The sequence below is a fragment of the Pseudarthrobacter sp. AB1 genome (assembly GCF_014926485.1).
GTDB lineage: Bacteria > Actinomycetota > Actinomycetes > Actinomycetales > Micrococcaceae > Arthrobacter.
Genome location: NZ_PZKO01000007.1, coordinates 74,840 through 99,689 on the forward strand (window position 1 = coordinate 74,840; position 24,850 = coordinate 99,689).

Sequence of the window (24,850 nt, forward strand, 5' to 3'; positions counted from 1 at the left end):
TACGACTTCCGTAAGATCATCCTGCGGCACCGGCGCCACGACGCGGCCAAAGGTGGCGTAGCCTGATTTCATGAGTGTTCAGCTAGGCATGCCGCAACCCCGAGAAGATGCCGGGCCGGGCCTGCCGCCTGCCCGGCCGGCCGGCACTCCGCCCGGGCTGCTGGACCAGTACGGCCGCCGGGCCACGGACATGAGGCTGTCACTGACGGACAAGTGCAATCTGCGCTGTACGTACTGCATGCCGGCCGAGGGGCTTGAGTGGCTGTCCAAACAGGCTGTGATGTCGGCCGAGGAAATCGTGCGGATTGTCGGTATTGGCGTGGACCTGCTCGGTGTCCGGGAACTGCGGCTGACGGGCGGGGAGCCGCTGGTCAGAGCGGACCTGATTGATATCATCGCGGCCCTGCGGAGCAATCACCCGGAGCTGCCGATCTCAATGACCACCAACGGCGTGGGCCTGGACAAAAAAGCCGCCGCGCTCAAAGCCGCGGGCCTGACCCGCATCAATGTCTCGCTCGATTCGCTGCACGAAGAGACCTTCACCAAGCTGACCCGGCGCCCGTTCCTGGACCGCGTACTCGCAGGCGTCGATGCCGCCTGGGCCGCGGGGCTGGGCCCCGTCAAGCTCAACGCCGTGCTGATGCGCGGCATCAACGACACCGAGTCGCCGTCTCTGCTCGCCTGGGCACTGGACCGCGGCTACGAACTGCGTTTCATCGAGCAGATGCCCCTTGACGCGGACCACGGGTGGACGCGACGGAACATGATCACGGCGGCCGAGATCCGTTCCCTGCTCTCGCGCGACTTTGTGTTGAGCCCCGATACCCGTGCCCGCGATGGAGCCCCGGCAGAACGCTTTGACGTACGACGCCGGGTGGCCGGGTCTGCGGGGCCCGATGGTCCGGGGCAGGGTACCGGGGTGCCGGACGCCGACCGGCCTGACGCCAAGGGGCCGGACGCCGAGGGGCCGGTGCTCGGTACCGTGGGGATCATCGCCTCCGTCACGGAGCCGTTCTGCGCCGACTGCCGTCGGACGCGGATCACGGCCGAGGGAAAGATCATGAGCTGCCTGTTCTCCCGTGAGGAGTTTGATCTTTTGGGTCTGCTGCGGGAGGGCGCCAGCGACGAAGCCCTGGCCGAACGCTGGCAGGACGCCATGTGGGTCAAGCCAAAGGCCCACGGCATGGACCACACAGGTCTCGGCGCGCCGGACTTTGTCCAGCCGGACCGCAGCATGAGCGCCATCGGAGGCTGAATTCTTGAACGTACGTTACTTCGCTGCCGCACGCGCTGCTGCAGGTGTGGACGAGGAGTCCTTTGATCTCGCGTCCGGGACTACGGTGGCCGGCTTGCTGCAGGCAGTCCTGGCTGTGGACCGCGCCGAGCCGCCTGCCGGCACTCCTCCCCTGCAACGGATCCTGTCCCGGAGCAGCTTCCTGCTCAACGAGGTGGCCGTCCGGGACCGCACCACTGTGTTAAATCCGGGCGATGTGGTTGATGTGCTGCCTCCGTTCGCTGGCGGGTAAGACACGCTTCGGACAGCGCGAACGGACAGTTCAGGCCCCAGATCTGAGGGCCGGAAGTGTCCCCTCGCTCCGATACAGCCGGGCCCTTGACCTTTATCCCTGTACGAAGGCCAACGAGGCCGCAGGGTTATCCACATAGGCGTTCAGCCTTGCCGTTTTTGTCAGTCCCTCCGGGGATGATTTAGGTATGGATAGCAGAGGAGCTGTGGTGACGGCGGAGGCCCTTTCGGTGTCTTTCGCTGAGCTTGCTGCACGGCTCCGGGGCGGGGCTGATTTCTCCGATCGCAGGGATGCTGATCCGCTGCGGCGGGCGGCGGATGATTTCCTGGACGGGCTGGCCGCGATTTCGCGGCTGGACGCGAAAAGTGCCGCCCTGAAGGTCTGGTTGGCTGCCGGTTACAGCGCCGCTGCCGAGGCTCTGGCGGGCCCTGCTGAGTCGCCGCAGGACCATGCCGGTCAGGAGATGGCAGTGGTCGCCGAGGTCGCCTGTGCCCTGACCGTCAGTGAACGCAGTGCCGGTACCCTGCTCGCTGAGGCGCACGCGCTGACCACGGACCTGCCGCTGACCCTGTCCGCGTTGCAGGCGGGGACGATTTCGTGGCAGCACGCGAGGATCATGGTCGACGAAACCATGAACCTGGATCCCGCCGCGGCGCAGGCGCTGGAGGCGCATTTCCTGGACCCCGAGGTCGTGAATCCGGCCCGTGGCCCGGCCGGGGAACTTATCCCCGGCCGGTTCCGGCACAAAGCCCGGACCTGGCGGGAACGCCATCACCCGGTCAGCATCGAAAAACGCCACGCACGCGGTCTCCAGGATCGGCGGGTGGAGTACGCCCCGGACCGCGACGGCATGACCTGGCTCTCCGCCTACCTCCCCGCCGACCAGGCAGCCGGGATCTGGGACCGCACCACCACCGCCGCGAGGGCCCTCCAAGGACCGGACGAATCCCGGACCCTCACCCAGCTGCGTGCGGACGTTGCCGCGGACTGGCTATTGGGCGGGGACGGGGAATCCGATCTGATCCCGTCACCGAAGGCCCAAGTTCTCGTGACCGTGCCGTTGTTCGCGCTGATGGGCCTGACAGATGAACCCGCCATGCTGGACGGATACGGGCCGATCCCGCCGTCGATGGCCCGGCAACTGATCGCCGACGGTGCGGAGTCCTTCCACCGGGTCCTGACCGACCCGCGGGACGGTGCACCGCTGGAGATCGGGCGGACCAGCTACCGGGTCACAAAAGCCCAACGCCAATGGCTCAGACTTCGGGACGGGAAGTGTCCGTTCCCGGGCTGCAGCAACCACTCCCTGGACAACGAAGCCGACCACATCCTCGCCTGGGCCCACGGCGGCACCACCGGCATCTCAAATCTCGGCCAGCCCTGCCACAAACACCACAGACTCCGCCACACCACAGCCTGGACACCCACCACCGCCACCAACAATGAACCACCCGGCTGGACATCACCGTCTGGACGCCACTACACCAGCGAACACCCCGACTGGGAACCACCCCACTGGCCAGAAATCCGCCCCAAAACCAACAACGCGACCGGCAACGCGACGGGCCCCATGCCCGATTCGGTTCTGGTGGGCAGTGCGGACGTGGAGTTGGACGGAGAGGCCGATGCAAACCTGCCCTCGACCCTGGGCGCGGACGCAAGAACCCACTACCCTGGCTGGCAGGATAAGTCCCATGGGCACTCGGGTGTGTCCGAGCCACGAAGCGTCTGAGTTCCTCGGGTCCAATCGGTTACTGGGCCGTTCCCATCGCCACGGCCAACAACGTCGCGCGGCTATGGACGCCGCATGTCTCGAAAATCTGCTTGAACTGATCCTGGACGGTGTAGGCCCCGATCCCCAAGGCGTCAGCCATGGCGTTGGTGTCGGCGCCGCTGGCGGCAAGTTCAAACAATTCCCGCTGCCGTGCTGTCAGCCCGAAGCTCCGGGCGAACATATCAAGGCGCGCCCCCGGAGGACAGGCCTGGATGGTCACGGCCAATGGCGGAATGGCCGCTGTGCCGGTGGAGTCCATCCGGCTGGCCTGGATCAGGGCCCACTGGCCTGACCCTATGTGCACACGGGCGGACGCAGGATGACGATCCACGCCCGCCTCACGCGCCTGCAACTGGGCAGCAACGTTGAAAACCTCGGCCGCTACGCGTTGAAAGGGGCGTGGGCCAGGCTGAAGCAGCCCCAGCCACTCCCCCACCGAAGCCGTTCCACCCACCACGGCCAGATCCGCATCCAGAGTCAGCACAGCCTGCTGAGGCAAGTCCGGCCTCGGACCTCCGTCGATGGCTGACGTCCCCGGACGGACCACCTCCTGTCCTGCGGGGTCGTGTCTGCCGGGCATCTCCATAAGAAACTGCCGGGCTATCGAACGACGCAGGGCGGGCATCACCTCACGCGTCACGGCGGCGATGTATCCCACTTCCTCGGCAGTAAAGGGATCGTCCTGCTGCTCCGTTCGCCAGAGGTCAAGCCAACCCCAGCAGCCGTGTTTGTCCGCCAGCACTGCGAACAGGACATCTGTCACTCCGTAGCGCTTCATCAAACCATTCCATACCAGGCTCCGGGATGGATTACCGGCCGTTTCTCGCAGCAGCGTCGTCGCCGGCGACGTACTGATCGCCAACCGCGTCCACCGACCTGCCGGCGTCAGGTACTTGAGCCGGATCAGTAACGGCAGTTCGTCAGGGCACGGAATCCGGGCAATGGGCGAGATGCCCGTCGCCGTCAGCGGATCTGAAATCGGCCAGACGAAGGCGCTGAACGGAAGCACCCGGCCCAGCTCTGCAATCACAGCAGTGCGCAATGAGTGGTGATCCGGGGCGGAATCGCCGATCAGCCGGATCCGTTCAAGGCTCCGGCGCCAGGGCCTGCCAGCGGTCATTCCCCCAGTATGCGCTCCGCGGCCGGCGCCAGCGCTGCCGTCCCAGGGCCCAGATTTCTGGGATACCGGCGGCAGCGGCCAACAGTTACCGTGACGGTACGCCACGCGGCGGAACCCTGCGGCTCTCCCGGCAGCGGGGCGAAGGGTCGGAGCACGGAGTCAAAAGTGCGACGAACTAACGCGATCAACTAAGGAGAATCAGCAATGTACACACTGCAGATAGAACATGGCATCAAGGACTTTGGCATGTGGAAGGAGGCCTTCGACCGGGATCCGGTGGACCGCGCGGCGTCCGGGGTCGTCGGCCACCGGATTTCCCAGCCGGTGGACGACCCCCACTACGTGGTGGTGGAACTCGATTTCAAGGAACGCGGCCAGGCCGAGCAATTGCTGGCGACCCTGAAAGACAGGGTGTGGAATTCTTCCTCCGCAGCGCCAGCCTTGAACGGCGCGCCGCGGACAAGGATTCTGGAATCAGCCGGCTGACGGCCGGACTACTGAAGGGCCGCAAGTGTCTTTTCGTGCAGAGGCAGGGGCCGTCAGTGTCTGTGGGCACGGTGGAACGCACGGCGGGATGGGGTCAGACGCGGCGGTACTCGGACGTCATGAACGGGACAAAGTCCTGGCCGTCGCCGAGGCGCAACTCTGCGGTGTGGATCAGCACGTCGTTGTCCACACGGAAAGTATGGCGGGCTGTCCTCCGGTCACTGTGGCGCTCGACGCGCAGCACACCATCCACCCACGTGCACCGGGCCGGGGCTCCAGGCGGCAGGCCCAGGCTGTCCACGTGGTACCAGAGGATGTCGTTGTGGTCACGGTCGACAGTAAAGACTCCATGGCCCTCAAAGTGCGTGCCATCAGCTTCGGTGTGCCTGTAACTTTGCACCACGGCGTAGCCCCCGGCAGCCCTGGTGTAACTGACTTCCGCGGCGGCCGTGCGCTGGGGCCCCCAGGCTGACGCGTCCAGCCGGGTGCTGCCGCGCCAATGGCCCAGAAAGTTCTCCAGTACGGCGTGCACCGTGCCCGGCTGCGGAATGTTCATAGGTTCATTATTGCGGGCGCGGGCCTGCCGCTCAGAGACCGAAGGTTTCGGTCTCCTCAAACGGGCCCACCACGGTGACAGTCCGCGGGGCGGCTGCCAGTTCCCTGGCAAGGTCCTGGACCTCCTGCGCGGTGACCGCCTTGATCTGCCGCAGGGTCTCGTCGATGTCCTGGTATTCACCGGACACCAGTTCAGCGCGGCCCAGGCGGGACATGCGGGAGCCCGTGTCCTCCAGTGCCAGGACAATTCCGCCGCACAGCTGGCCTACGGCCTTGCGCAGTTCGTCGTCGGAGATCCCGCCTTCGGCAAGCTTGTCCAGCTCCAGCCCCAGCAGGTCCAACACCTGGCGGACCTTGGACGGAGTGCACCCTGCGTACATCCCGAAGTAGCCGGCATCCGCGTAAGAGGAGGCAAAGGAGTATGTGGAGTACACTAGGCCACGCTTTTCGCGGATCTCCTGGAACAGCCGCGAGGACATCCCGCCGCCCAGGACGGCGTTGAGGACGCTCATGACGTAGCGCCGTTCATCGGTGGCCACAATCGTGGGGCAGCCCATGATGATGTTCGCCTGCTCAACTGCACGCTTGACCACATGCAGCCCGGCGGTGCCGGTGATGTCCGCCCGCGCAGTGGAACGGCGATCCACCGGGGCGGCGTCCGGCTGAAGTGACCACCCGGCAGTGTGGAGGGCGTTGACCACAAGGCGGCAGACGACGTCGTGCTCCAGGCCCCCGGCGGCGGTGATGACCAGCTCATCCGGGCGGTAGTAGCGGCGGTAGTGCTCCCAGACAGAGTCGCGGGCGACGGCCCGGATCGCGGCTGGAGTGCCGCCGATGGGGCGGCCCAACGGGTGTCTGCCCAGGACGGCAGCCACAAAGTTCTCGTGCGCAACGTCCGTGGGGTCATCGCTGTCCATCGCGATTTCCTCCAGGATGACGTCGCGTTCCTGCTCCATTTCGGCCGGATCCAGGACGGCACCGGTGATCATATCGGCAATGACGTCGATGGCCATCGGCAGGTCCGTGTCCAGCACTCGTGCGAAGTAGCACGTGCTCTCCTTGGCCGTGGCGGCGTTGGACTCCCCACCCACTTCATCAAAGGCCGAGGCGATTTCCAGGGCGGTGCGACGCTTGGTTCCCTTGAACAGGAGGTGCTCCAGGAAGTGCGTGGAGCCGTGCTGGCCCGGGGCTTCATCGCGTGACCCGACGCCCACCCAGAAACCGATGGTCGCCGAACGCTGGCCCGGCATCGCTTCGGTGAGTACCCGCACGCCGCCCGGCAGCACTGAACGCCGGACAACGGAGCCGCCGTCGGAGCCGTGGACCAGGGTGTCGCCGGGCTGGTTCTGCTCAAGCGGCAGGGGTACAACAGTCATTGAAGCCTTTCAGGAGAGGCAGCCGGATCTGGCTGCCATCGTAACAGCGGCGGGGCCGGTGGATCATCCACCGGCCCCGTCGATTCATGCTGAGTGACGGAGGATGATACTCCGCGCCAGTGGACTACTCCGCTTCGGCAGCGCCCTCTGCGGCGGAAGCGTCAACAAGCTCGACGCCTTCTTCTTCAGCCACTACGGGGGACAGCGACAGCTTGCCACGGTCATCGATCTTGGTGATTTCCACCTGGATCTTCTGGCCGACGGAAACCACGTCATCAACGTTGTCCACGCGCTTGCCGTTGGCCAGCTTGCGCAGCTCGGAGATGTGCAGCAGGCCATCCTTGCCCGGGGTCAGCGAAATGAAGGCACCGAAGGTGGTGGTCTTAACGACCGTACCCAGGTAGCGCTCGCCGATTTCCGGGATCTGCGGGTTGGCAATGGCGTTGATCGCGGAACGTGCTGCGTCAGCAGACGGACCGTTGGTGGCGCCAATGTAGACCGTGCCGTCGTCCTCGATGGAGATATCCGCGCCGGTATCTTCCTGGATCTGGTTGATCATCTTGCCCTTGGGCCCAATGACCTCGCCGATCTTGTCAACCGGGATCTTGACCGCGATGACGCGCGGCGCGAACTCGGAGAGCTCATCCGGGGTGTCGATCGCGGAGTTCAGGACGTCCAGGATGTGAAGACGGGCTTCGCGGGCCTGCTTCAGCGCTGCTGCCAGCACGGACGCGGGGATGCCGTCGAGCTTCGTGTCCAGCTGGATGGCCGTCACGAATTCGGCGGTGCCGGCAACCTTGAAGTCCATGTCGCCGAAAGCATCTTCGGCGCCGAGGATATCGGTCAGGGCTGCGTAGCGGGTCTGGCCGTCAACCTGGTCGGAGACCAGGCCCATGGCGATGCCGGCAACAGCTGCCTTCAGCGGCACACCTGCGTTGAGCAGGGACAGCGTCGAGGCGCAGACGGAACCCATCGACGTCGAACCGTTGGAGCTGAGAGCCTCAGACACCTGGCGGATCGCGTAGGGGAATTCCTCGCGGGACGGCAGTACCGGCATGATGGCGCGCTCTGCGAGGGCGCCATGGCCGATTTCGCGGCGCTTGGGCGAACCCACGCGGCCGGTCTCACCGGTGGAGTACGGCGGGAAGTTGTAGTTGTGCATGTAGCGCTTGCGCGTGACGGGCGACAGCGAATCGATCTGCTGTTCCATCTTGAGCATGTTCAGCGTGGTGACACCCATGATCTGGGTTTCGCCGCGCTCGAAGATTGCCGAGCCGTGCACGCGGGGCAGAACTTCAACTTCGGCGGTGAGCTGGCGGATGTCCGTCAGGCCACGGCCGTCGATGCGGATCTGGTCCTTGAGGATACGCTGGCGCACAACGTGCTTGGTGACCGAGCGGAATGCTGCGGACAGCTCCTTGTCGCGGCCTTCGAACTGGCCGGCCAGGGAAGACGTGACTTCGTCCTTGAGCGCATCCGTTGCAACGTCGCGTTCCTGCTTGTCAGCGATCTGGAAGACAGCGGCCAGCTTCTCAGCGGCAGCGGACTCAACAGCAGCGTAGACGTCATCCTGGTAGTCCAGGAAGACCGGGAACTCAACGGTGGGCTTGGCAGCGCGTGCAGCCAGGTCAGCTTGGGCCTCGCAGAGTGCCTTGATGAACGGCTTGGCAGCCTCGAGGCCCTCGGAGACAACCTCTTCGGTGGGAGCCGTGGCGCCCTGTTCCTTGATGAGGTTCCAGGAGTTGTCGGTTGCTTCGGCTTCGACCATCATGATGGCGACGTCGTCACCGGCAACACGGCCGGCTACAACCATGTTGAACACGGAGTTCTCGAGCTGGGAGTGCTTGGGGAAAGCAACCCACTGCGAACCGTGCTCGTCAGCGACGAGGGCAACGCGGACGCCGCCGATCGGGCCGGAGAACGGCAGGCCGGAGAGCTGGGTGGACATGGAGGAGGCGTTGATGGCCACCACGTCGTAGAGCTCGTCAGGGTTGATGGCCAGGACGGTCACCACGATCTGGACCTCGTTGCGCAGGCCCTTGACGAAGGCCGGACGCAGCGGGCGGTCCATGAGGCGGCAGGCCAGGATGGCCTCGGTGGACGGGCGGCCTTCGCGGCGGAAGAACGAGCCCGGGATACGGCCGGCGGCGTACATGCGCTCTTCAACGTCAACCGTCAGGGGGAAGAAGTCGAAGCCTTCGCGCGGGTGCTTGCCTGCGGTGGTGGCGGACAGCAGCGCGGTGTCTTCGTCGATGTACACCATGGCTGCGCCGGCTGCCTGCTTGGCAAGGCGGCCGGTTTCAAAGCGGATTACACGCTTGCCAAAGCGGCCATTGTCAATGACTGCTTCTGAGAACTGGATTTCGGGACCCTCCAAGAGAGTCACCTCCGTTTCTTGTTTCACGGAGTCCAGCCGCATCAACCCAGTCCAGCATCTGTCTACTGGCCTGCACTGCACCCGGTCATCGATCGAGACCCACGGGCCGAGGGCTTCATTCTTCGAAGCCGTTCCCGGGGATCACTACCGAGGACCGCGAATGCGTGATGCGGTTGATCCTCCTGTTTAATTTTGTACTGAAGAAGGCGGCCCTTTCCGTCGCGGAAGGGGCCGCCCCTTAAAGCTGACTAGCGGCGCAGGCCGAGACGCTCGATGAGCGCACGGTAGCGGGTGATGTCAGTGTTCTTGAGGTAGGTGAGCATACGCTTGCGCCGACCAACCATGGCCAGCAGACCGCGCTGGGTGTGGTAATCGTGCTTGTGCACCTTCATGTGCTCAGTCAGATCCTTGATCCGCTGAGTCAGGACTGCAACCTGGACCTCCGGTGAACCGGTGTCGCCCTCGGACGTTGCGAAATCCTGGATGATGGACTGCTTTACAGCGGCTTCAAGTGCCACAATAACTCCTAGAGATGTGCCGTGAGGCCCGATTCAGTACTTCACTGCCGGGTCTGCCCGCGCGGGAATTCCCCGAAAACCAGGGTCTTTCCACACATGACAGGAACCAGCCGCCACGGACTGCAGCCGGAACCAACCCTTAGTTTACCGGCCCCGCCGCAATCTTGTCGAAACAGCCCCCGCCGTCGCCAAGCCCCGTCACCAAATGCCGTCCCCAAAAACCGTCAGCAGAAGGCAGCAGTTCAGCGGCGCAGCTGATCCCGAATGGCAGCCATCCCCCGGAACAGTTCAGCGAAGCTGGTGCTCAGGGGCGACAGCCCCACGCGGATCCCTTGTGGTGCGCGGAAGTCCGGGATGACGTCCTGTTCCCACAGCGCGGCCGTCACGTTCCGGAACGCCGGATGATCCAGGGTGATGTGGCTCCCGCGAAGCTCCGGATCGCGCGGCGATGCCAGCTCCACGCCCGTCGGCTCCAGCCAGGCCTCATACAGCTGCACGGCGTAGGCGGTGAGTTTCAGCGACTTCTCCCGGATGGCAGCCATGCCGGCCTCTTCGATGAGATCAAGGGTCCCGCGCATGGCCAGCATCCCGAAGATAGCCGGCGTGCCGCTCAGGAAACTGCGGATGCCGGGCGCCGCCTCGTAGCCCGCTGCCATCTCGAACGCGTCCTTGCGTCCCATCCAGCCCCAGATCGGCTGCTGGAGTCCGGGCAGGTGCCGGCGGTTGACGTAGGCGAACGCCGGCGAGCCCGGTCCCCCGTTGAGGTACTTGTAGGTGCAGCCTGCGGCAAAATCCACATCCGCCCCGTCCAGGTCCAGCTCCACTGAGCCGGCGGAATGGCACACATCCCAGACCACCAGTGCCCCCGCGCTGTGCGCAGCTTCCGTAATACCCGGAAGGTCTGCCAGGAAGCCGGAGCGGTAGGCCACGTGGCTTAAAAGTACGACGGCGGTGGCCGCACCGGTTGCGTCCCGCACCTGCTCAATGGTGACCCCGGACGCTGGATCGGCTTCGATCCAGCGCAGGGTCAGGCCTTCCTCGCGGGCGATGCCCTCGACCAGGTAGCGGTCCGTGGGGAAATTGTCGGTGTCCAGGACAATCTCGGTGCGGGCCGCGTCAGCAACGGTGGCCAGCGCAGCACGAATCAGTTTGTAGAGCACCACCGTGGTGGAGTCGGCGATGACGGTCTGGCCCGGGGCTGCGCCGAGGACAGCACGGCCCAGTTGATCGCCGATGGCCTGTGGCAAGTCCAGCCATTCCTCGTCCCACCCACGAATGAGCCTTCCGCCCCAGCCTTCCTCGATAAAGGTGCTGATGTCCCGCGGGGTCCTCTTCAGCGGCCGGCCCAGGGAATTGCCGTCGAGGTAGGAAAGGTCCATGTCCGTCCCGATGAAGAGGCCGCGGTAGAGTGCCAACGGGTCAGCGGCGTCCAGTCCCAATGCCTGCTCAAGGAGGGTGGTGCCCTCGAGAGTTTCAATCTTCGCGTCCATCGCATTGCTCATTGGCCGATCTCCGTCCGTACCGCAAACAATTCAGGGAAGAAGGTGAGCTCAAGGGCCTTCTGCAGGAAGGCAGCGCCGCTTGATCCCCCGGTTCCCGTTTTCATCCCGATGGTCCGCTGGACAGTGCGGAGGTGCCGGAACCGCCAGAGCTGGAAATTATCTTCCAGGTCCACGAGTTCCTCGCAGGCCTCGTAGGCGCCCCAGTTATCGGCGGCGTTTTCGTAGATGTGCTTGAACAGCGGTAACAGGTCGGGGCAGAACTCGTGGGCGCGGCTGACGTCCCGCTCCAGGATGGACTGCGGGACATCGAAACCCTGCCGGGCCAGGTAGGCCAGGAACTCGTCGTAGATGCTGGGCGCGTTCAGCAGCTCCTCCAGCAGGGCGTGTGCTTCCGGGTCCGATTCGAACACTGGCAGCATTTTGCGGTTCTTGTTGCCGAGGATGAACTCGACGGCCCGGTATTGGCTGGACTGGAAGCCGGAGGAGGTGCCCAGGAAACCGCGGAACTGGGAGTACTCCGTAGGCGTCAGCGTGGCCAGCACCGACCACTGCTCCGTCAGGGTTCTCTGAATGTGCTTGACCCGGGCGATGCCCTTGAGTGCGGAGCCGAGATCGTCTGCGCGCAGCCAGGCCGCGGCGCTGCGGAGCTCATGCAGGACCAGCTTCAGCCACAGCTCGGTGGTCTGGTGCTGGATGATGAACAGCAGCTCGTCGTGGTGCTCGGGTGTGCTGACCGGCTGCTGGGCACTGAGCAGGGTGGGCAGGTGGAGATAGGACGCGTAGCTCATCCGGGAACTGAAATCGCGGACAATGCCTTTGTCCAGTTTGCGTGTGTTCTTCTCGACGGCCACTGTGCTGCCTCCCTGGCTGTTCGTTGCGGGTGGGACCCGGTCAGCGCCGCACCAGGAGATCGTGGGCCTGAACAACGTCCAGACGCATCTGGTCAACAAGCGCCTCCGGCCCACGGTATGCCACCATGCCGCGGAGCCGCGCCACAAATTCGACCACTACTGTCTGGCCGTACAGATCGAAATCCTCCACGGCCTCGTGCGGACGGTCGATCACATGGGCTTCGACCTGGCGGCTGACGCCGTCGAACGTGGGATTGGACCCCACCGAGATGGCCGCCGGCCAGCGCGTGCCGGCCTGGTCCACCAGCCAGCCGGCGTAGATTCCGTCGGCTGGGATGAACCCGCTGGCCTGGTTGGCAAGGTTGGCGGTGGGGAACCCGAGCACACGGCCGCGGGCGGCACCGTGGACAACCTCGCCGCGCATCCGGTGCGGTCGTCCCAGCACCGCGGCGGCGGTGGAGACATCGCCCTCCTGCAATGCTTCGCGCACCCAGGTGGAGGAACACCGGCGGTCCGTGCCGCCGTCGTTATGCAGCGGGTAACCTTCTGAACCGAACTCACTGATGACCTGGACGTCGAAGTCGAACTTTTCGCCCAACTGCTTCATGGTGTCAAGGTCACCGGAGTTGCCGCGGCCGAACCGGGAATCGTGACCGATCACCACATGGCTGGCGTGCAGGCTGTCCACCAGGACCTGGCTGACAAATTCCTCAGGGGTGAGGCTTGCCAGGTTCAGCGAGTACTTCATCACCAAAATCGCATCCAGGCCCAGCTCCCCCAATGCCACCAATTTGTCCTGCAGGCCCATGATCATTTCAGGCGCGGACTCCGGGCGGTGGATCAGGGCCGGGTGCGGATCAAAGGTGAGGGCAACGGCTTTGGTCTTGTTGAGCCGCGCCGAGCGGATGAGCTCCGAGAGCACCTGCTGGTGCCCGCGATGCACGCCGTCGAAGTTGCCAAAAGTGACAACGGAGGGACCAAAGTCCGCCGGGACCTCGGCCGGATCGTTCCAGATGTAGACCATCACCCTCGCCTTTTACTGCCTAAAACTGACATCTCTCCGAACGCACCGGCGCCGGAACTCTCTAAGATTACCCGCATTCAGGATGGCTTCCGCACGCCGCCAGGCCAACGGGACGGCACGCGCGGACATACCCGAAGGCTTGCCGGCAGCCACCGATCGCTGGTGCGGTGCAGCGCGGGTGCGGTATTACTGCCGGCGCGGTATTACTGCCGGCGCGGCCGGCGCCGGTAAAGCCACACCAGTCCCAGGATCGGCAGCAGCAGCGGAATGAACGCGTAGCCCCGGCCAAAAAGGGACCAGACGGTCTCATGCGGGAACGCCACCGAATCGATGACGCTCAACGCCCCCACCACCAGCACACCGACAAGTTCCACCAGGACGGCGGCCAGGGAGATCCTGAACCAGGTGCGGCCGGGCTTGGCCAGCGACACGGTTGCCACCACGTAGACCAGCGCCGCGAAGGCGGACAGCAGGTATGCGAGCGGAGCCTCGGAGAACTTCGTCAGGATCTGGTAGCCGGCGCGTGCGGTAGCCGAAATGGCAAACACTGCATAGACGGCAATGAGCAGACGTCCGGGGCCGGTGTTCCGGGTGTCCTTGCCGCCGGCCTTGGCATCTGCCTTGGCACGGGTTGCTTCCGAACGAGGTGCTTTCACGTTGCGTGCTTCTTCCATTTCAGTACCAGATCTGATTCATGCGGGCGGCCATCACCAAGGCCGTGACACCGACGGCCGCGAGGACGAAGTTGCTCCAGCGGGTCCGTTCCAGGATGGACCAGTACACGGCCGCCGGCGGCAGGAGCATCGCAGTGGCCAGGTATCCCCAGAATTCCCAGGCTTCGCCGGCAATCGGTTCGCCCGCGATAACCCTCACGATCGAGCCCACCAGATAAACCAGCAGTGCCAGCTCGACGGCGGCAACAGAGAGGATGGTGAAATCGTTGGGGGCCTTTTTGAGGATGCCGGCACCGAGGCAGATTCCGCTGGAGAGCAGGCCGACCACCAGGATGATATAGAAGTAGGCGTCCATGCCTAGGCGTCCCCGCCCGCTGCTTTTCCGGGCGCACCATTGCCCGGCGCGAACACCAGTACGGGCTTGGCAAAGTTTCCGGAGTCCGCGAGAAGCGCCACGAGGCTGCCGTCGGGCGCGAACGCCGCCGCTGGGTGCTCAGTGGTGGCGGCGGCGGGATCGCCCGCTTCCGCTCCGGCTGCGATCCGGCGTCCGAAGGAAATCTCGGTGGTCTCCTCTGCCGTGAGTTCTCGGTTGGGCATCAGTGCCCTGGCAGCCTGCGACATTTCCAGGACATTAAGCTCTTCGGCCAGCTGTTCCAGCGTCCGGGCCTGGTCCAGAGAGTACGGGCCAACGTTGGTCCGGCGGAGGGCGGTCAAGTGGCCGCCCACTCCCAGCCCGTCGCCGAGGTCGCGGGCGAGGGCCCGGATGTAGGTGCCGGAGGAGCATTCCACCGTGACATCAATGTCCACAACGTCGCCGCCGGATTCCCGGTTGATGCCGTGAACTTCGAAACGGTGGATGGTGACCGGGCGCGCCGCGAGCTTTACCTCTTCACCCGAGCGGACCCGGGCGTAGGCACGTTCACCGTTGACCTTGATGGCGCTGACGCTGCTGGGCACCTGCTGGATTTGACCTGTGAGGGCGGCGACGCCGTCGTGGATTGCTTCGTCGGCGACGGCGGCTGCACTGACGGCGGCAATCACGTCACCTTCGGCGTCGTCCGTGATGGTGGACTGGCCCAGCCTGATGGTTGCCGTGTACGTCTTCGACGTGCCCACGATGTAGGTCAGGAGCCGGGTGGCCTTGTTGATGCCGACCACCAGGACGCCGGTAGCCATGGGATCGAGGGTGCCGGCATGCCCCACTTTCCGGGTCCCGGCGAGACGCCGCATCCGACCAACCACATCATGGCTGGTCCATCCCTGCGGTTTGTCCACTATCACCAGTCCAGAAAGCACGCTTCCCAGTATATCGGCGCTGACCACCACCCCTGCCCACTAGCCCACCACCAACTCCTGCCTCCTGCCCCACTGCCCCCCTGCCCCCGGCGCCGGCTCCGGCTCCGGCTCCGGCGGCTAGGATGGCATCCATGCCTGAGCTTGCGGCGCACGCGCGCGACGTCCCCGTCAACCAGATCCGGGAAATCACCGAGGCCGCCTGGCATACCCCCGGGGCCATCGTCTTGAGCATCGGCGAACCGGGCTTCGCGCTCCCCCGCCACATCCTGGAATCCGGCATGGCGTGCCTCGACCGGGACGAGACCAACTACACGCCCAACGCCGGCATCCCGGCCCTCCGTGAAGCATTCGCCGCCAGGTTCCGCGAACGAGCCGGACTCGATACCAGCCTCGGAGCGGAGCGTGTCTACGTGGTGGACGGCGCGCAGCAGGGCCTGCACTTCGCCATGAGCCTCCTGCTCTCCCCCGGCGACGAGATCCTGATCCCCAACCCCGGCTACCCCACATTCGCCATGACCGGCCGGCTCCTGAATGCCGTACCCGTCGGCTATCCGCTGTACCCCGAGCATGACTTCCAGCCGCGGATCCATGACATTGAGGCGCTCATCACGGACCGGACCCGGGTGCTCATCCTGAACTCCCCGTCCAACCCGCTGGGCGCCGTCCTCGGCGAGGACCTGACCCGCCAGCTGGTGGACCTTGCCCGCAAGTATGATCTCTGGATCATTTCCGACGAATGCTACGAGGCCTTCACCTACGACGTCCCTCACGTCAGCCCGGCCCGGTTCGACAGCGACGTCCCCGGCGAAGCGCGGGTGTTTACGTCACTGACTCTCTCCAAGACGTACGGCCTGACCGGGCTGAGGATCGGTGCCCTGATCTGTCCGCCGGGGCTGGAACAGAAGATGAACAACGTGATGGAGGCAATTGTCTCCTGCGTTGCCTCCCCGTCGCAGTATGCCGCGCTGGCGGCGCTGACAGGCCCGCAGGATTACGTCCGTCACGCCCATGACCACTACCGGGCCAACCGGGACGCTGCCTCAGCAGTGCTGGACGCCAAAGGAATCCCGTACCTAAGTGCCCAGGGAGCCTTCTATCTTTGGGCCGACGTCTCCCATGTCAGCGACGGGGACGTCCGGAGCTGGACCCGACGGTTCCTCTCCGATTCCGGCGTCGCGTTCGCGCCGGGAACCGCGTTTGGCTCGATTGGCGAAGGCTGGGTGCGGATCGCGCTGTGTGGTGCCTGCGAGGATCTGGTCAACGGCGTCGGCAGGCTGCCGGATCGTCAGGACTCCTGACCCGGCACCTGGTCAGTAGTCTTTGCGTTTCGTGTTGCGGCGCCACGCAAGAAACGGAGCGTCCGACGTCGGAATGGCGGCTTGGGCGACCGGCAGCAGTTCCGGACGTGTGCCGTTGAAATACTCGTAGAACACGGCGTCGTCGAAACCGGCAGCGGCTGCACCATGACGGTCGGCCGCAAAATAGACTCGATCGATCCGTGCCCACAACGCGGCGGACAGGCAGAGCGGGCACGGCTCGCAGCTGGCGTAGAGCACGGCGCCCCTCAGGTCGAACGTGGCCCCCGCCCTTGCGGCAGCGCGGATTGCCACCACTTCTGCATGCGCGGTGGGGTCGTTGTCCCGGGTGACCCGGTTGATGCCTTCATGGACCCGGCCATCCGGGGTCACCACCAGCGCACCAAACGGCCCGCCGCCGTCGGAGACGTTCCGGACAGCCAGCTCAATGGCTTGTTCCAGGTAGCGGGTGGCCTCGTGGTTGTCGCTCGCCTGCGTCATATCTAGATCCTAGCCAGGGCCCAGGATTTCCGGTTCAAAATAGGGGGCACAGAAAAGGAAATTTGCGTCGGCGGTGTCGAAACCAGACGCGGGACGACCTATTTCGTGGAGAGCGTGGGCGGTGGTGGAGGTAATCCCGATGCGCTTGGGGGCTACCTGAAGTCGAAGACTCGTCAGCCCGGTACACGGGTGCCCTTGACTCCCATCCCTATGCCACGGCAGTCAAGGGGTCCACTGTTTATGTTGCTGACGCCGGCATGAATGCCATCCTCAAAGTCGATGCTGATTCCGGTGACGTCTCGACTGTCGCTGTCTTACCGCCGCGGCCTGCGTGGTGCTCTTGACGCGGTCGAACACGACGAAGAACTGTGCCTTCTGTGCAGGCGTGTACTTCCTCTGGTCCGCTTTCCGATTCCGTGGGACCCGCTCAGGGAACCGAGATTTATGGACCATTGGTAGCACGTCATCTGATTGAAGCCGAGCTCCGCCGCGGCCTCGCTCACACTCCCACACCGGTCCAACACCGAAAAGAACTGAGCCCTCTGCGCCGGCGTGTATTTCCTCCTGCTGGCAGCTTCCTTCGTTAAAGACGACACGGTCGTTGCAACTCCCAAAAATTCTGGGTGTTGCAACGACCGCTAGAACCCGCCCAGTTCAGTTGCGGGTCCGGGCCTTCGCCTCGTGTCAGTTACTTATTGGCGTCTTCATCGAGATCTTCGTCGTCGGTGAGGTCAATGTCCTCTTCGTCGAAGTCGTCCTCGTCGATCTCCACATCGGCGGGAATGTCGCTCTTGTAAGGATCGGCGTCGCCGGCGTGCTTGGCGTTTTCGGCCAGGGCAGCCACCTCGGCGTCGCGCTTCTTGGCGGCCCGGAGCAGTTCCTCCAGGTTCGAGGCAACGACAGGGATCTGGTCTGCAACAAATTCCAGCGTCGGAGTCAGACGGACAGTCACGTTGCGCCCCACCTCCTGGCGGAGCACACCCTTGGCCTTCTCCAGGCCCTTGGCAGCATCAGCCTGGATCGCCTGGTCGCCGAAAACGGTGTAGTAGATCGTGGCATGCTGCAGATCATTGGTGACCCGGGCATCGGTAACAGTAATGCCCTCCAGCCGAGGATCCTTAACCTTCCGGCCCAGAGCCTCCGCAACAACAACCTTAATCCGCTGCGCCAACTTGGCAGCCCGTGCGGGATCAGCCATTTCCACTCCTAAAATTTTGGATGTACGACGGCGGCACCTGGGCGACTGTCGCACTCATCTTGGATTCATTGCCACGCACTAAAGGCGAGTTCACGACGGACCCGCGTTGGGTTTTTCCGGCTGCCTGGGAGTGGCATCCAAGGAACTGACCTGGGGCCCCGACCCGAGCTTGCGAGGGTTGGGAAGGCCAGTTCCGCTGCCGGAGCGGGGTAGCCGACGTCGTAAGACGTTGGCCACCCAGCGAAGGGGCGGGGCCGCCGGAAAAATCCCAACGGCCCCGACCCCGTACAACTAAACCGACTTAGACGCGCGGCTTTTCGCGCATCTCGAAGGTCTCGATGATGTCGCCCTCGGTGATGTCGTTGAACGAACCAAGACCGATACCACACTCGAAGTCCGTGCGGACCTCAGTGGCGTCGTCCTTGAAGCGCTTGAGCGTCTCAACGGTGAGGTTGTCACCGATGGTCTTGCCGTCGCGGCTGATGCGGGCCTTCGTGTTGCGTCGGATGATGCCCGAGCGAACGATGGAACCGGCGATGTTTCCGAACTTGGAAGAGCGGAAGACTTCGCGGACCTCGGCGGTGCCCAGCTGGACCTCTTCGTACTCCGGCTTGAGCATGCCCTTGAGGGCCATCTCGATGTCATCAATTGCTGCGTAGATGACGGAGTAGAAGCGCATGTCCACGCCTTCGCGGTCTGCCAGTTCGGCAACCCGCTCGGCAGGCTTGACGTTGAAGCCGATGATAACGGCGCTGTCGACGGTTGCCAGGTTGACGTCGTTCTGCGTGATAGCACCAACGCCGCGGTGGATGACGCGCAGCTGCACGCCTTCGCCGACGTCGATCTTGAGCAGTGCGTCTTCGAGGGCTTCCACGGCACCGGACACGTCACCCTTGAGGATGAGGTTGAGGGTGTCGATCTTGCCGTCGGCCACGGCCTGGTCGAAGTCTTCCAGGCTGATGCGCTTGCGGCGCTTGGCGAGGGCGGCGTTGCGGTCGGCTGCTTCACGCTTCTCGGCGATCTGGCGGGCGGTGCGCTCGTCAGCAGTCACGAAGAAGGTGTCGCCGGCGCGCGGCACGTTGGACAGACCCAGCACCTGCACGGGGCGGGACGGGCCAGCCTCGGTCAGGACACTGCCGTCGTCGTCGAACATGGCGCGGACGCGGCCGTGGGCCGTACCGGCCACGATCGTGTCACCGACACGCAAGGTGCCGGACTGCACCAGGACGGTTGCCACGGAACCGCGGCCCTTGTCCAGGTTGGCTTCGATCGCGATACCGCGGGCGTCCTTGTTCGGGTTGGCGCGCATGTCCAGGGCAGCGTCCGCGGTGAGCAGGACAGCCTCGAGCAGCTCGTCAATGTTGAGATCCTGGCGGGCAGAGACCTCCACGAACATGGTGTCGCCACCGTATTCTTCGGGAACCAGACCGTACTCGGTCAGCTGGCCGCGGACCTTCTCCGGGTTGGCGCCTTCCTTGTCGATCTTGTTCACAGCCACCACGATCGGCACATTGGCTGCCTGCGCGTGGTTGAGTGCCTCAACGGTCTGCGGCATTACGCCGTCGTCCGCTGCGACCACCAGGATGGCGATGTCGGTGACCTTCGCACCACGGGCACGCATGGCGGTGAACGCCTCGTGGCCCGGAGTATCGATGAAGGTGATTTTACGATCGATGTCTTCGTGGGTGTGCGTGACCTGGTAAGCACCGATGTGCTGCGTGATGCCGCCGTGTTCGCCCGCCATAACGTCGGACTTGCGGATGGCATCGAGCAGGCGGGTTTTACCGTGGTCAACGTGGCCCATGACGGTGACAACCGGAGGACGTGCCTCGAGGTCGTCGTCGCCTTCGGCTTCGAGCTCTGCGTCGAAGTCGATGTCGAAGCCGGAGAGCAGCTCGCGCTCCTCGTCCTCCGGCGACACAACCTGGAGCTTGTAGCCAAGCTCCTCGCCGAGCAGCGCGAAGGTCTCTTCATCCAGCGACTGCGTGGCCGTGGCCATTTCGCCGAGGTGGAAGAGGACGGTCACCAATGCTGCGGGGTTTGCCTCGATTTTGTCGGCGAAGTCCGTGATGGACGAGCCACGGCGAAGCCGGACTACGGTGTTGCCGTCGCCGCGGGGTACGCTCACGCCACCCAGCGACGGAGCACTCATCTGCTCGAGTTCCTGGCGCTTGGCACGCTTCGACTTGCGCTGCTTGCCACGGCCTGCACCGCCCTTACCGAAGGCACCCTGGGTGCCACCGCGACCGCGGCCACCCTTGCCGAAGCCACCGCCGGCCGGAGCGCCGCCACCGGCACCCGGAGCTCCACCGGTACCCGGTGCGCCACCTGGACGTCCGGGACCGCGTGCGCCGCCACCGGGACGTCCTGCACCAGCCGGTGCGGGACGCTCGGTGCGGTTGGGCATCATCCCCGGCGTGGGCCGGTTTCCACCGGCACCCGCGGGACGGGGTGCACCCGGGCGGGGTCCACCTGAGCCAGCAGCCGGACGGGGGCCACCTGCACCGGCTGCGGGACGCGGACCACCCGGACGGGGGCCGCCGGCACCGGCTGCGGGGCGCGGACCACCCGGACGGTCGCCGTCGGGGCGGCCACCGGCGCGGGGCATGCCCTGAGAAGGAGCGAACGGGTTGTTACCCGGACGGGGAGCACGCTCGCCGTCGCCACCGCGGCCGCGGGGCATGCCCTGGGACGTGGCGAACGGGTTGTTGCCCGGGCGGGGACCGCCGGGACGCGGTGCTGAGCCGCCCTGCGAACCGCCCTGCGCTGATCCGCCGGAGCGGGTCGGTGCGGCCGGGGCTTCAGCCTTCGGTGCCGGACGGGCACCGGGCTTGGCGCCGGTGGACGGTGCACTTGCAGCCGGAGCAGCTGGTGCCGCCGGGGCTGCGGAAACGGGAGCGGGTGCAGCCGGCGCCGCAGCAGCTGGTGCTGCCGGGGCTGAGGGAGCTGCGGGGCCCGGAGCGGGAGCTGCGGGTCGTGTGTCGGCCGACGGGGCAGGCGCCTTGGGCGCGGCTGCCGGAGCTGCGGTCTTAGCAGCTGCGTCGGGGTAGGCGTTGCGGAGTTTCCGCACCACCGGGGCCTCAATGGTTGAAGAGGCGGAGCGAACGAATTCGCCCAGTTCCTGCAGTTTGGTTACTGCATCTTTGGAAGTAATACCGAGCTCTTTAGCAAGCTCGTGTACGCGGACCTTGGCCACATTTCTCCTGTCTCGGTCCGCACCGAGCCAGGCACGAACCGTCTACTTCTTACTGCGGGCCCCAGCCGCGGTTGCAACATAGGGGCCCATTGCAGAGCGCAACAAAGTTGTCATCGTTGCGCACTCATCGCTGGGAACTCATCGGGTTTCCATCAGTTTTCTGACCCGCTTTCAGGTTGGACGGTTTTTGCTGCAGCTACCAGGGGTATCTGCAGCGGGCCGGCGTCCCGCTTGCCTGCCATGATCCGGCGTTCGACGGCGGTTGACCCGGTAGCGCCGTTGAGGGCCCTTCCGAATGCTCGCCGTTTGACCGCCAGGGCCAGGCACGCTTCGCTGGGGTGCAGCCATGCGCCCCTGCCAGCCATCCGGCGTCGTTCGTCTACCAGCACTGCGGTGGAACCGCTGCCTTCGGCGACGAGCCGGAGTAACTCAGACCGCGCAGCCTTTTTCCGGCATCCGATGCAGGTACGCTGCGGTTGATCCTCGGTGTGAAGCACTTCTGCCACGGTGAGTATCTTCCTGACGTTCATAACTGCCGACCCTAAGGCCCCACCGCACATCGGCGGAACGGGAACACTCAGGGCACACGAATACCGGCCGTTAGGCGCGGTCATGTCTATTCTAGCCCCTCGGGGCAGTTCTGCCCGAAACCGGGGATCGGCCGACGGGATCCGCCGTTGGCCGTCGCCCCGGAACGGGTTCAGCTTTCGCGCGCCGGGGCAGCGTCCGAGACGATATCGATCCGCCAGCCGGTCAGCTTGGCGGCCAGCCGGGCGTTCTGGCCCTCTTTCCCAATGGCCAGCGAGAGCTGGTAGTCCGGGACCACCACACGCGCGGAGCGGGTGGCCTCATCCACGATCGTGACCGAATTCACACGCGACGGGGAAAGCGCGCTGGCAATAAACGTTGCCGGATCCTCGCTGAAGTCGACGATGTCGATTTTTTCGTCGTTCAGTTCCGTCATTACGGCGCGGACGCGGGACCCCATTTCACCGATGCAGGCGCCCTTGGCGTTGATGCCCTGGGTGTTGGCCTTGACCGCGATCTTGGTGCGGTGGCCGGCCTCGCGGGCCAGGGCCACGATCTCCACGGAGCGGTCCGCGATCTCCGGGACCTCCAGTTCGAAGAGCTTCCGGACGAGGCCCGGGTGTGAGCGGGACAGGGTGACGGACGGGCCCTTGGTGCCGCGATGGACATCGATAACGATGGCACGGAGTCGGTTGCCGTGGATGTACTTCTCCCCCGGCACCTGCTCGGGCGGCGGCAGCAGGGCTTCCACCGAACCCAAGTTGACCTGGATCATATGCGGGTTGTTGCCCTGCTGGATCAGGCCGGCCACAAGTTCGCCCTCGCGGCCCTTGAACTCACCCAGGATGGCGTCGTCCTCGACGTCGCGCAGGCGCTGCAGGATGATCTGCCGTGCGGTGCTCGCTGCAATACGGCCAAAACCGGCAGGGGTGTCCTCGAACTCGCCGATGGGGTCACCGTCGTCGTCGATCTCCACGGCCCAGATGGTCACGTGGCCGCTCTTGCGGTCCAACTCGGCCCGGGCTTTCTCGAAGGCACCGGGCGATTTGTGGTACGCCACCAGGAGCGCCTGCTCGATGGTGGGGATCAGGAGGTCCAGCGGGATTTCGCGCTCACGCTCCAGTAGTCTCAGCGCGCTCATGTCAATATCCATCAGGCCTCCTCAGAAGGTCCATTGTGCTCAGGTTCCAGACCAGCTTCTTCGAGGTGGCTGAATTCGATCTCGACTTTTCCGTTACGGATCCTGTCGAAAGGAAGAATCTGGGCCTCGCCCTGCTTGGGCTTCATGCCCTTCTTTACGGCGATCTCCGGGATGATGGTGACGCCGGAATCATCCACTGACTGGACCCTGCCGGTGACATTTTCGCCCTGGATAACGTTGACCTTAACCATCCGGCCCCGGGCACGGTGCCAGTGCCGGACTTCGGTGAGGGGACGCGAGACACCCGGGGAGGAAACCTCAAGGTCGTAGGGGCGCCCGTCGTCCGCTGGATCATTATCCAGGACATCGGAGAGGATCCTGGAGATGTCCGCAATGACATCAAGGTTCACGCCGCCGGTTTCCGCCTGCGGCAGGTCAACCACCACGTGGACCACGCGGTGCGAACCCGCCATGATGGATACGTCCTCGAGGTACAGGCGGTTGGCCTGCACTGCCGGTTCCAGCAGTGCACGGAGCCTGATGGCTTCGGGATTGTTGGTGGGCGCAGCAACAGCGGTACCCGTTCCGGTAGCGTCTGATGAAGTCGTGGCTTCTGCATTACTCACGATGCCGGCCGCCTTCCAATAGATGATGTTGTGACTACTAGCGTAACGATTTTCCGGCCGCAGTGGTGCACGAAGGTTCGCATCAGGCGTGACAACATGGTCTGTTGTGAAAGACGACACGCAGGAAACCGGCCGCCGCCGGCGCTATTTCCAGTACGCCGTTTTTGGGCTGGCCACCCTCCTGGTGGTGAGTCTGGGATTGGTACTCATCCCCCGCGAACCGTCCCCGCCTGCGGCGCCGCCGTTTTCCGAGCAGGCAAGGGCATCTGCGTTCGCGGATTCCCTGTCCCTGAGGGCCGTGGGCCTGGACCTGGACGGCGCTGCCGGCGCCACCGCGCCGGCCCCACTAGCGGCCGCCCTGGCCCGCGTTGTGACTTTGCTGACTGTCCAGGCACAGGCGCTGATGCTGCCGGCGGTCGCTTCCGGCAATCGCGCCCAGACCGACCCTGCTACTGAGGCGGCGACGGCGCTGGCCAGCGTCACGCCGCCGTCGACCACCGCGGACTTCGCCGCTGCCCTCCAGGCAAGCGGGGCTCAGCGGCTCCAGGACGCCGAAACGGCCGACGGCGGCGTGGCCCGCCTTCTCGCCGGCACCGGCACTGCCCAGCTTCTGGCCGCGGAGGAGCTGGCTTGGGCGGCCGGGATCGCATTGGCACCGCTTCCGGTTGCCGGACCGTCCTCCTTGGCATCGCCGGCGGCCCCCACGCCTGCTACGGCGTCAGCCGCCGCCAGCTGTCCCAGCGAGGCAGCGGTCGCTGACGCAAGCACTGGCGCGGACCTCGGCCCGGCGATTGCCTCTGCCGTTGCCGGCGAGCTGGAACTGGTCTACGCGTACCAGGCCGCACTGACCCGGCTTAACTCCGGGTCAGCTGCTCCGGCGACGAAGTTCCTGGCCCAACACGTCACCCTCCGAAACGAAGCAGAGGCCATAGGCAGGTCCCACTGCGCCGCGGTACCCCTGAGGCAGCCCGGTTATGCCCTGAGCCAGGTGTTCCTGGCAGACCCTGCAGCCGGGCTGGGAACACTGGAGGCGGGGATACTTCCGGTATTCGGCGACCTGGTTTCCCTCAGCGAGGGGCGCGACCGTGAATGGGCCCTCTCTGCACTTGAGTCGGCGGCCCGGAGGACCGCACATTGGGGCGCATCGCCAGGCCCGGTTCCCGGCATGGTCCTGGACGAAGCTCTCCTGCCTCCGCTGCCGGAGCCTGTATCAACCCCGGGACCTTCCGCAACCAGCGCCCACGGCAATTCGTAGCCAAGGCCCGGCACTGGCTTGCCGCGGGCAC

At 65.1% G+C, this 24,850-nt stretch carries 23 protein-coding genes; 6 read left to right on the forward strand and 17 right to left on the reverse strand.

Features of this window, described 5'->3' with window-relative positions:
- Nucleotides 1-70: 70 nt before the first annotated feature.
- The 3 genes from moaA to DAD99_RS01805 all read left to right on the forward strand — a co-directional run bounded on the left by moaA (nt 71) and on the right by DAD99_RS01805 (nt 3,258).
- Complete coding sequence (gene moaA / locus DAD99_RS01795; protein ID WP_193340098.1) at nt 71-1,255, forward strand: GTP 3',8-cyclase MoaA; 1,185 nt, start codon at nt 71-73, stop codon at nt 1,253-1,255.
- 4 nt (nt 1,256-1,259) lie between these two features.
- Complete coding sequence (locus tag DAD99_RS01800; protein WP_160669617.1) at nt 1,260-1,526, forward strand: MoaD/ThiS family protein; 267 nt, start codon at nt 1,260-1,262, stop codon at nt 1,524-1,526.
- Between the two features lie 187 nt (nt 1,527-1,713).
- Nucleotides 1,714-3,258, forward strand: coding sequence for an HNH endonuclease signature motif containing protein (locus tag DAD99_RS01805; protein ID WP_193340099.1), 1,545 nt, complete (start codon nt 1,714-1,716; stop codon nt 3,256-3,258).
- A 19-nt stretch (nt 3,259-3,277) separates the two neighbouring features.
- Here DAD99_RS01805 and DAD99_RS01810 read toward each other — a convergent pair whose 3' ends face one another.
- Entirely contained in the window at nt 3,278-4,420 is a 1,143-nt protein-coding gene (locus DAD99_RS01810; RefSeq protein WP_193340100.1) for a helix-turn-helix transcriptional regulator, read from the reverse strand.
- Between the two features lie 204 nt (nt 4,421-4,624).
- Here DAD99_RS01810 and DAD99_RS01815 point away from each other — a divergent pair, with 204 nt between their 5' ends.
- Complete coding sequence (locus tag DAD99_RS01815; RefSeq protein WP_193340101.1) at nt 4,625-4,906, forward strand: hypothetical protein; 282 nt, start codon at nt 4,625-4,627, stop codon at nt 4,904-4,906.
- Between the two features lie 94 nt (nt 4,907-5,000).
- On the opposite strand, the gene DAD99_RS01820 is transcribed toward DAD99_RS01815, so the two are convergent.
- From DAD99_RS01820 to truB, 10 genes are all read right to left on the reverse strand, one after another.
- A complete protein-coding gene (locus DAD99_RS01820; protein WP_193340102.1) occupies nt 5,001-5,462 on the reverse strand; it encodes a DUF1579 family protein in 462 nt (153 codons plus the stop codon).
- 31 nt (nt 5,463-5,493) lie between these two features.
- Nucleotides 5,494-6,837, reverse strand: a complete 1,344-nt coding sequence (locus tag DAD99_RS01825; protein ID WP_185263113.1) for a pitrilysin family protein — start codon at nt 6,835-6,837, stop codon at nt 5,494-5,496.
- Between the two features lie 124 nt (nt 6,838-6,961).
- Nucleotides 6,962-9,214 (reverse strand): polyribonucleotide nucleotidyltransferase, encoded by a 2,253-nt coding sequence (locus tag DAD99_RS01830; RefSeq protein ID WP_193340152.1) that lies wholly within the window; start codon nt 9,212-9,214, stop codon nt 6,962-6,964.
- 248 nt (nt 9,215-9,462) lie between these two features.
- Complete coding sequence (rpsO, locus tag DAD99_RS01835) at nt 9,463-9,732, reverse strand: 30S ribosomal protein S15 (RefSeq protein ID WP_104063120.1); 270 nt, start codon at nt 9,730-9,732, stop codon at nt 9,463-9,465.
- 242 nt (nt 9,733-9,974) lie between these two features.
- Entirely contained in the window at nt 9,975-11,234 is a 1,260-nt protein-coding gene (gene kynU / locus DAD99_RS01840) for a kynureninase (RefSeq protein ID WP_193340103.1), read from the reverse strand.
- Nucleotides 11,231-12,085 carry a tryptophan 2,3-dioxygenase gene (gene kynA / locus DAD99_RS01845; RefSeq protein ID WP_193340104.1) on the reverse strand — a complete coding sequence of 285 codons (855 nt, stop codon included), beginning with the start codon at nt 12,083-12,085 and terminating at the stop codon, nt 11,231-11,233. Before kynA ends, kynU begins: the two co-directional genes overlap by 4 nt.
- A gap of 40 nt (nt 12,086-12,125) precedes the next feature.
- Entirely contained in the window at nt 12,126-13,109 is a 984-nt protein-coding gene (locus DAD99_RS01850; RefSeq protein WP_193340105.1) for a bifunctional riboflavin kinase/FAD synthetase, read from the reverse strand.
- Nucleotides 13,110-13,312: 203 nt separating this feature from the next.
- Nucleotides 13,313-13,783 (reverse strand): hypothetical protein, encoded by a 471-nt coding sequence (locus DAD99_RS01855; protein WP_193340106.1) that lies wholly within the window; start codon nt 13,781-13,783, stop codon nt 13,313-13,315.
- 1 nt (nt 13,784) lies between these two features.
- Nucleotides 13,785-14,138 carry a hypothetical protein gene (locus DAD99_RS01860; protein ID WP_185263109.1) on the reverse strand — a complete coding sequence of 118 codons (354 nt, stop codon included), beginning with the start codon at nt 14,136-14,138 and terminating at the stop codon, nt 13,785-13,787.
- Between the two features lie 2 nt (nt 14,139-14,140).
- Nucleotides 14,141-15,079: a tRNA pseudouridine(55) synthase TruB gene (gene truB / locus DAD99_RS01865; RefSeq protein ID WP_193340107.1), complete on the reverse strand. Its 939-nt coding sequence runs from the start codon at nt 15,077-15,079 to the stop codon at nt 14,141-14,143.
- A 131-nt stretch (nt 15,080-15,210) separates the two neighbouring features.
- On the opposite strand from truB, the gene DAD99_RS01870 reads away from it, so the two are divergent.
- The gene (locus DAD99_RS01870) at nt 15,211-16,377 is read left to right on the forward strand and encodes a pyridoxal phosphate-dependent aminotransferase (protein ID WP_193340108.1); all 1,167 of its coding nucleotides are present in this window, start codon (nt 15,211-15,213) and stop codon (nt 16,375-16,377) included.
- 12 nt (nt 16,378-16,389) lie between these two features.
- On the opposite strand, the gene DAD99_RS01875 is transcribed toward DAD99_RS01870, so the two are convergent.
- The 6 genes from DAD99_RS01875 to rimP form a co-directional block, all read right to left on the reverse strand.
- The gene (locus tag DAD99_RS01875) at nt 16,390-16,875 is read right to left on the reverse strand and encodes a nucleoside deaminase (RefSeq protein ID WP_193340109.1); all 486 of its coding nucleotides are present in this window, start codon (nt 16,873-16,875) and stop codon (nt 16,390-16,392) included.
- 688 nt (nt 16,876-17,563) lie between these two features.
- Nucleotides 17,564-18,073 carry a 30S ribosome-binding factor RbfA gene (rbfA, locus tag DAD99_RS01880; RefSeq protein ID WP_185263105.1) on the reverse strand — a complete coding sequence of 170 codons (510 nt, stop codon included), beginning with the start codon at nt 18,071-18,073 and terminating at the stop codon, nt 17,564-17,566.
- 301 nt (nt 18,074-18,374) lie between these two features.
- Nucleotides 18,375-21,269 (reverse strand): translation initiation factor IF-2, encoded by a 2,895-nt coding sequence (infB, locus tag DAD99_RS01885; RefSeq protein ID WP_193340110.1) that lies wholly within the window; start codon nt 21,267-21,269, stop codon nt 18,375-18,377.
- A gap of 152 nt (nt 21,270-21,421) precedes the next feature.
- Nucleotides 21,422-21,799, reverse strand: coding sequence for a YlxR family protein (locus tag DAD99_RS01890; protein ID WP_193340111.1), 378 nt, complete (start codon nt 21,797-21,799; stop codon nt 21,422-21,424).
- A gap of 170 nt (nt 21,800-21,969) precedes the next feature.
- The gene (nusA, locus tag DAD99_RS01895) at nt 21,970-22,950 is read right to left on the reverse strand and encodes a transcription termination factor NusA (protein ID WP_185263102.1); all 981 of its coding nucleotides are present in this window, start codon (nt 22,948-22,950) and stop codon (nt 21,970-21,972) included.
- Complete coding sequence (gene rimP, locus DAD99_RS01900; RefSeq protein ID WP_193340112.1) at nt 22,950-23,564, reverse strand: ribosome maturation factor RimP; 615 nt, start codon at nt 23,562-23,564, stop codon at nt 22,950-22,952. Before rimP ends, nusA begins: the two co-directional genes overlap by 1 nt.
- A gap of 88 nt (nt 23,565-23,652) precedes the next feature.
- Here rimP and DAD99_RS01905 point away from each other — a divergent pair, with 88 nt between their 5' ends.
- Nucleotides 23,653-24,819: a DUF4439 domain-containing protein gene (locus tag DAD99_RS01905; RefSeq protein WP_309233177.1), complete on the forward strand. Its 1,167-nt coding sequence runs from the start codon at nt 23,653-23,655 to the stop codon at nt 24,817-24,819.
- The last annotated feature ends 31 nt before the right edge of the window (nt 24,820-24,850 follow it).

Excerpts from the sequence above, each read along its gene's own strand:
- moaA (WP_193340098.1), top strand. The coding sequence starts at position 71 with ATGAGTGTTCAGCTAGGCATGCCGCAACCCCGAGAAGATGCCGGGCCG.
- DAD99_RS01805 (WP_193340099.1), top strand. The coding sequence starts at position 1,714 with ATGGATAGCAGAGGAGCTGTGGTGACGGCGGAGGCCCTTTCGGTGTCT.
- DAD99_RS01810 (WP_193340100.1), bottom strand. The coding sequence starts at position 4,420 with ATGACCGCTGGCAGGCCCTGGCGCCGGAGCCTTGAACGGATCCGGCTG.
- DAD99_RS01815 (WP_193340101.1), top strand. The coding sequence starts at position 4,625 with ATGTACACACTGCAGATAGAACATGGCATCAAGGACTTTGGCATGTGG.
- DAD99_RS01820 (WP_193340102.1), bottom strand. The coding sequence starts at position 5,462 with ATGAACATTCCGCAGCCGGGCACGGTGCACGCCGTACTGGAGAACTTT.
- DAD99_RS01825 (WP_185263113.1), bottom strand. The coding sequence starts at position 6,837 with ATGACTGTTGTACCCCTGCCGCTTGAGCAGAACCAGCCCGGCGACACC.
- kynU (WP_193340103.1), bottom strand. The coding sequence starts at position 11,234 with ATGAGCAATGCGATGGACGCGAAGATTGAAACTCTCGAGGGCACCACC.
- DAD99_RS01850 (WP_193340105.1), bottom strand. The coding sequence starts at position 13,109 with ATGGTCTACATCTGGAACGATCCGGCCGAGGTCCCGGCGGACTTTGGT.
- DAD99_RS01855 (WP_193340106.1), bottom strand. The coding sequence starts at position 13,783 with ATGGAAGAAGCACGCAACGTGAAAGCACCTCGTTCGGAAGCAACCCGT.
- DAD99_RS01860 (WP_185263109.1), bottom strand. The coding sequence starts at position 14,138 with ATGGACGCCTACTTCTATATCATCCTGGTGGTCGGCCTGCTCTCCAGC.
- DAD99_RS01870 (WP_193340108.1), top strand. The coding sequence starts at position 15,211 with ATGCCTGAGCTTGCGGCGCACGCGCGCGACGTCCCCGTCAACCAGATC.
- DAD99_RS01875 (WP_193340109.1), bottom strand. The coding sequence starts at position 16,875 with ATGACGCAGGCGAGCGACAACCACGAGGCCACCCGCTACCTGGAACAA.
- rbfA (WP_185263105.1), bottom strand. The coding sequence starts at position 18,073 with ATGGCTGATCCCGCACGGGCTGCCAAGTTGGCGCAGCGGATTAAGGTT.
- DAD99_RS01890 (WP_193340111.1), bottom strand. The coding sequence starts at position 21,799 with ATGAACGTCAGGAAGATACTCACCGTGGCAGAAGTGCTTCACACCGAG.
- nusA (WP_185263102.1), bottom strand. The coding sequence starts at position 22,950 with ATGGATATTGACATGAGCGCGCTGAGACTACTGGAGCGTGAGCGCGAA.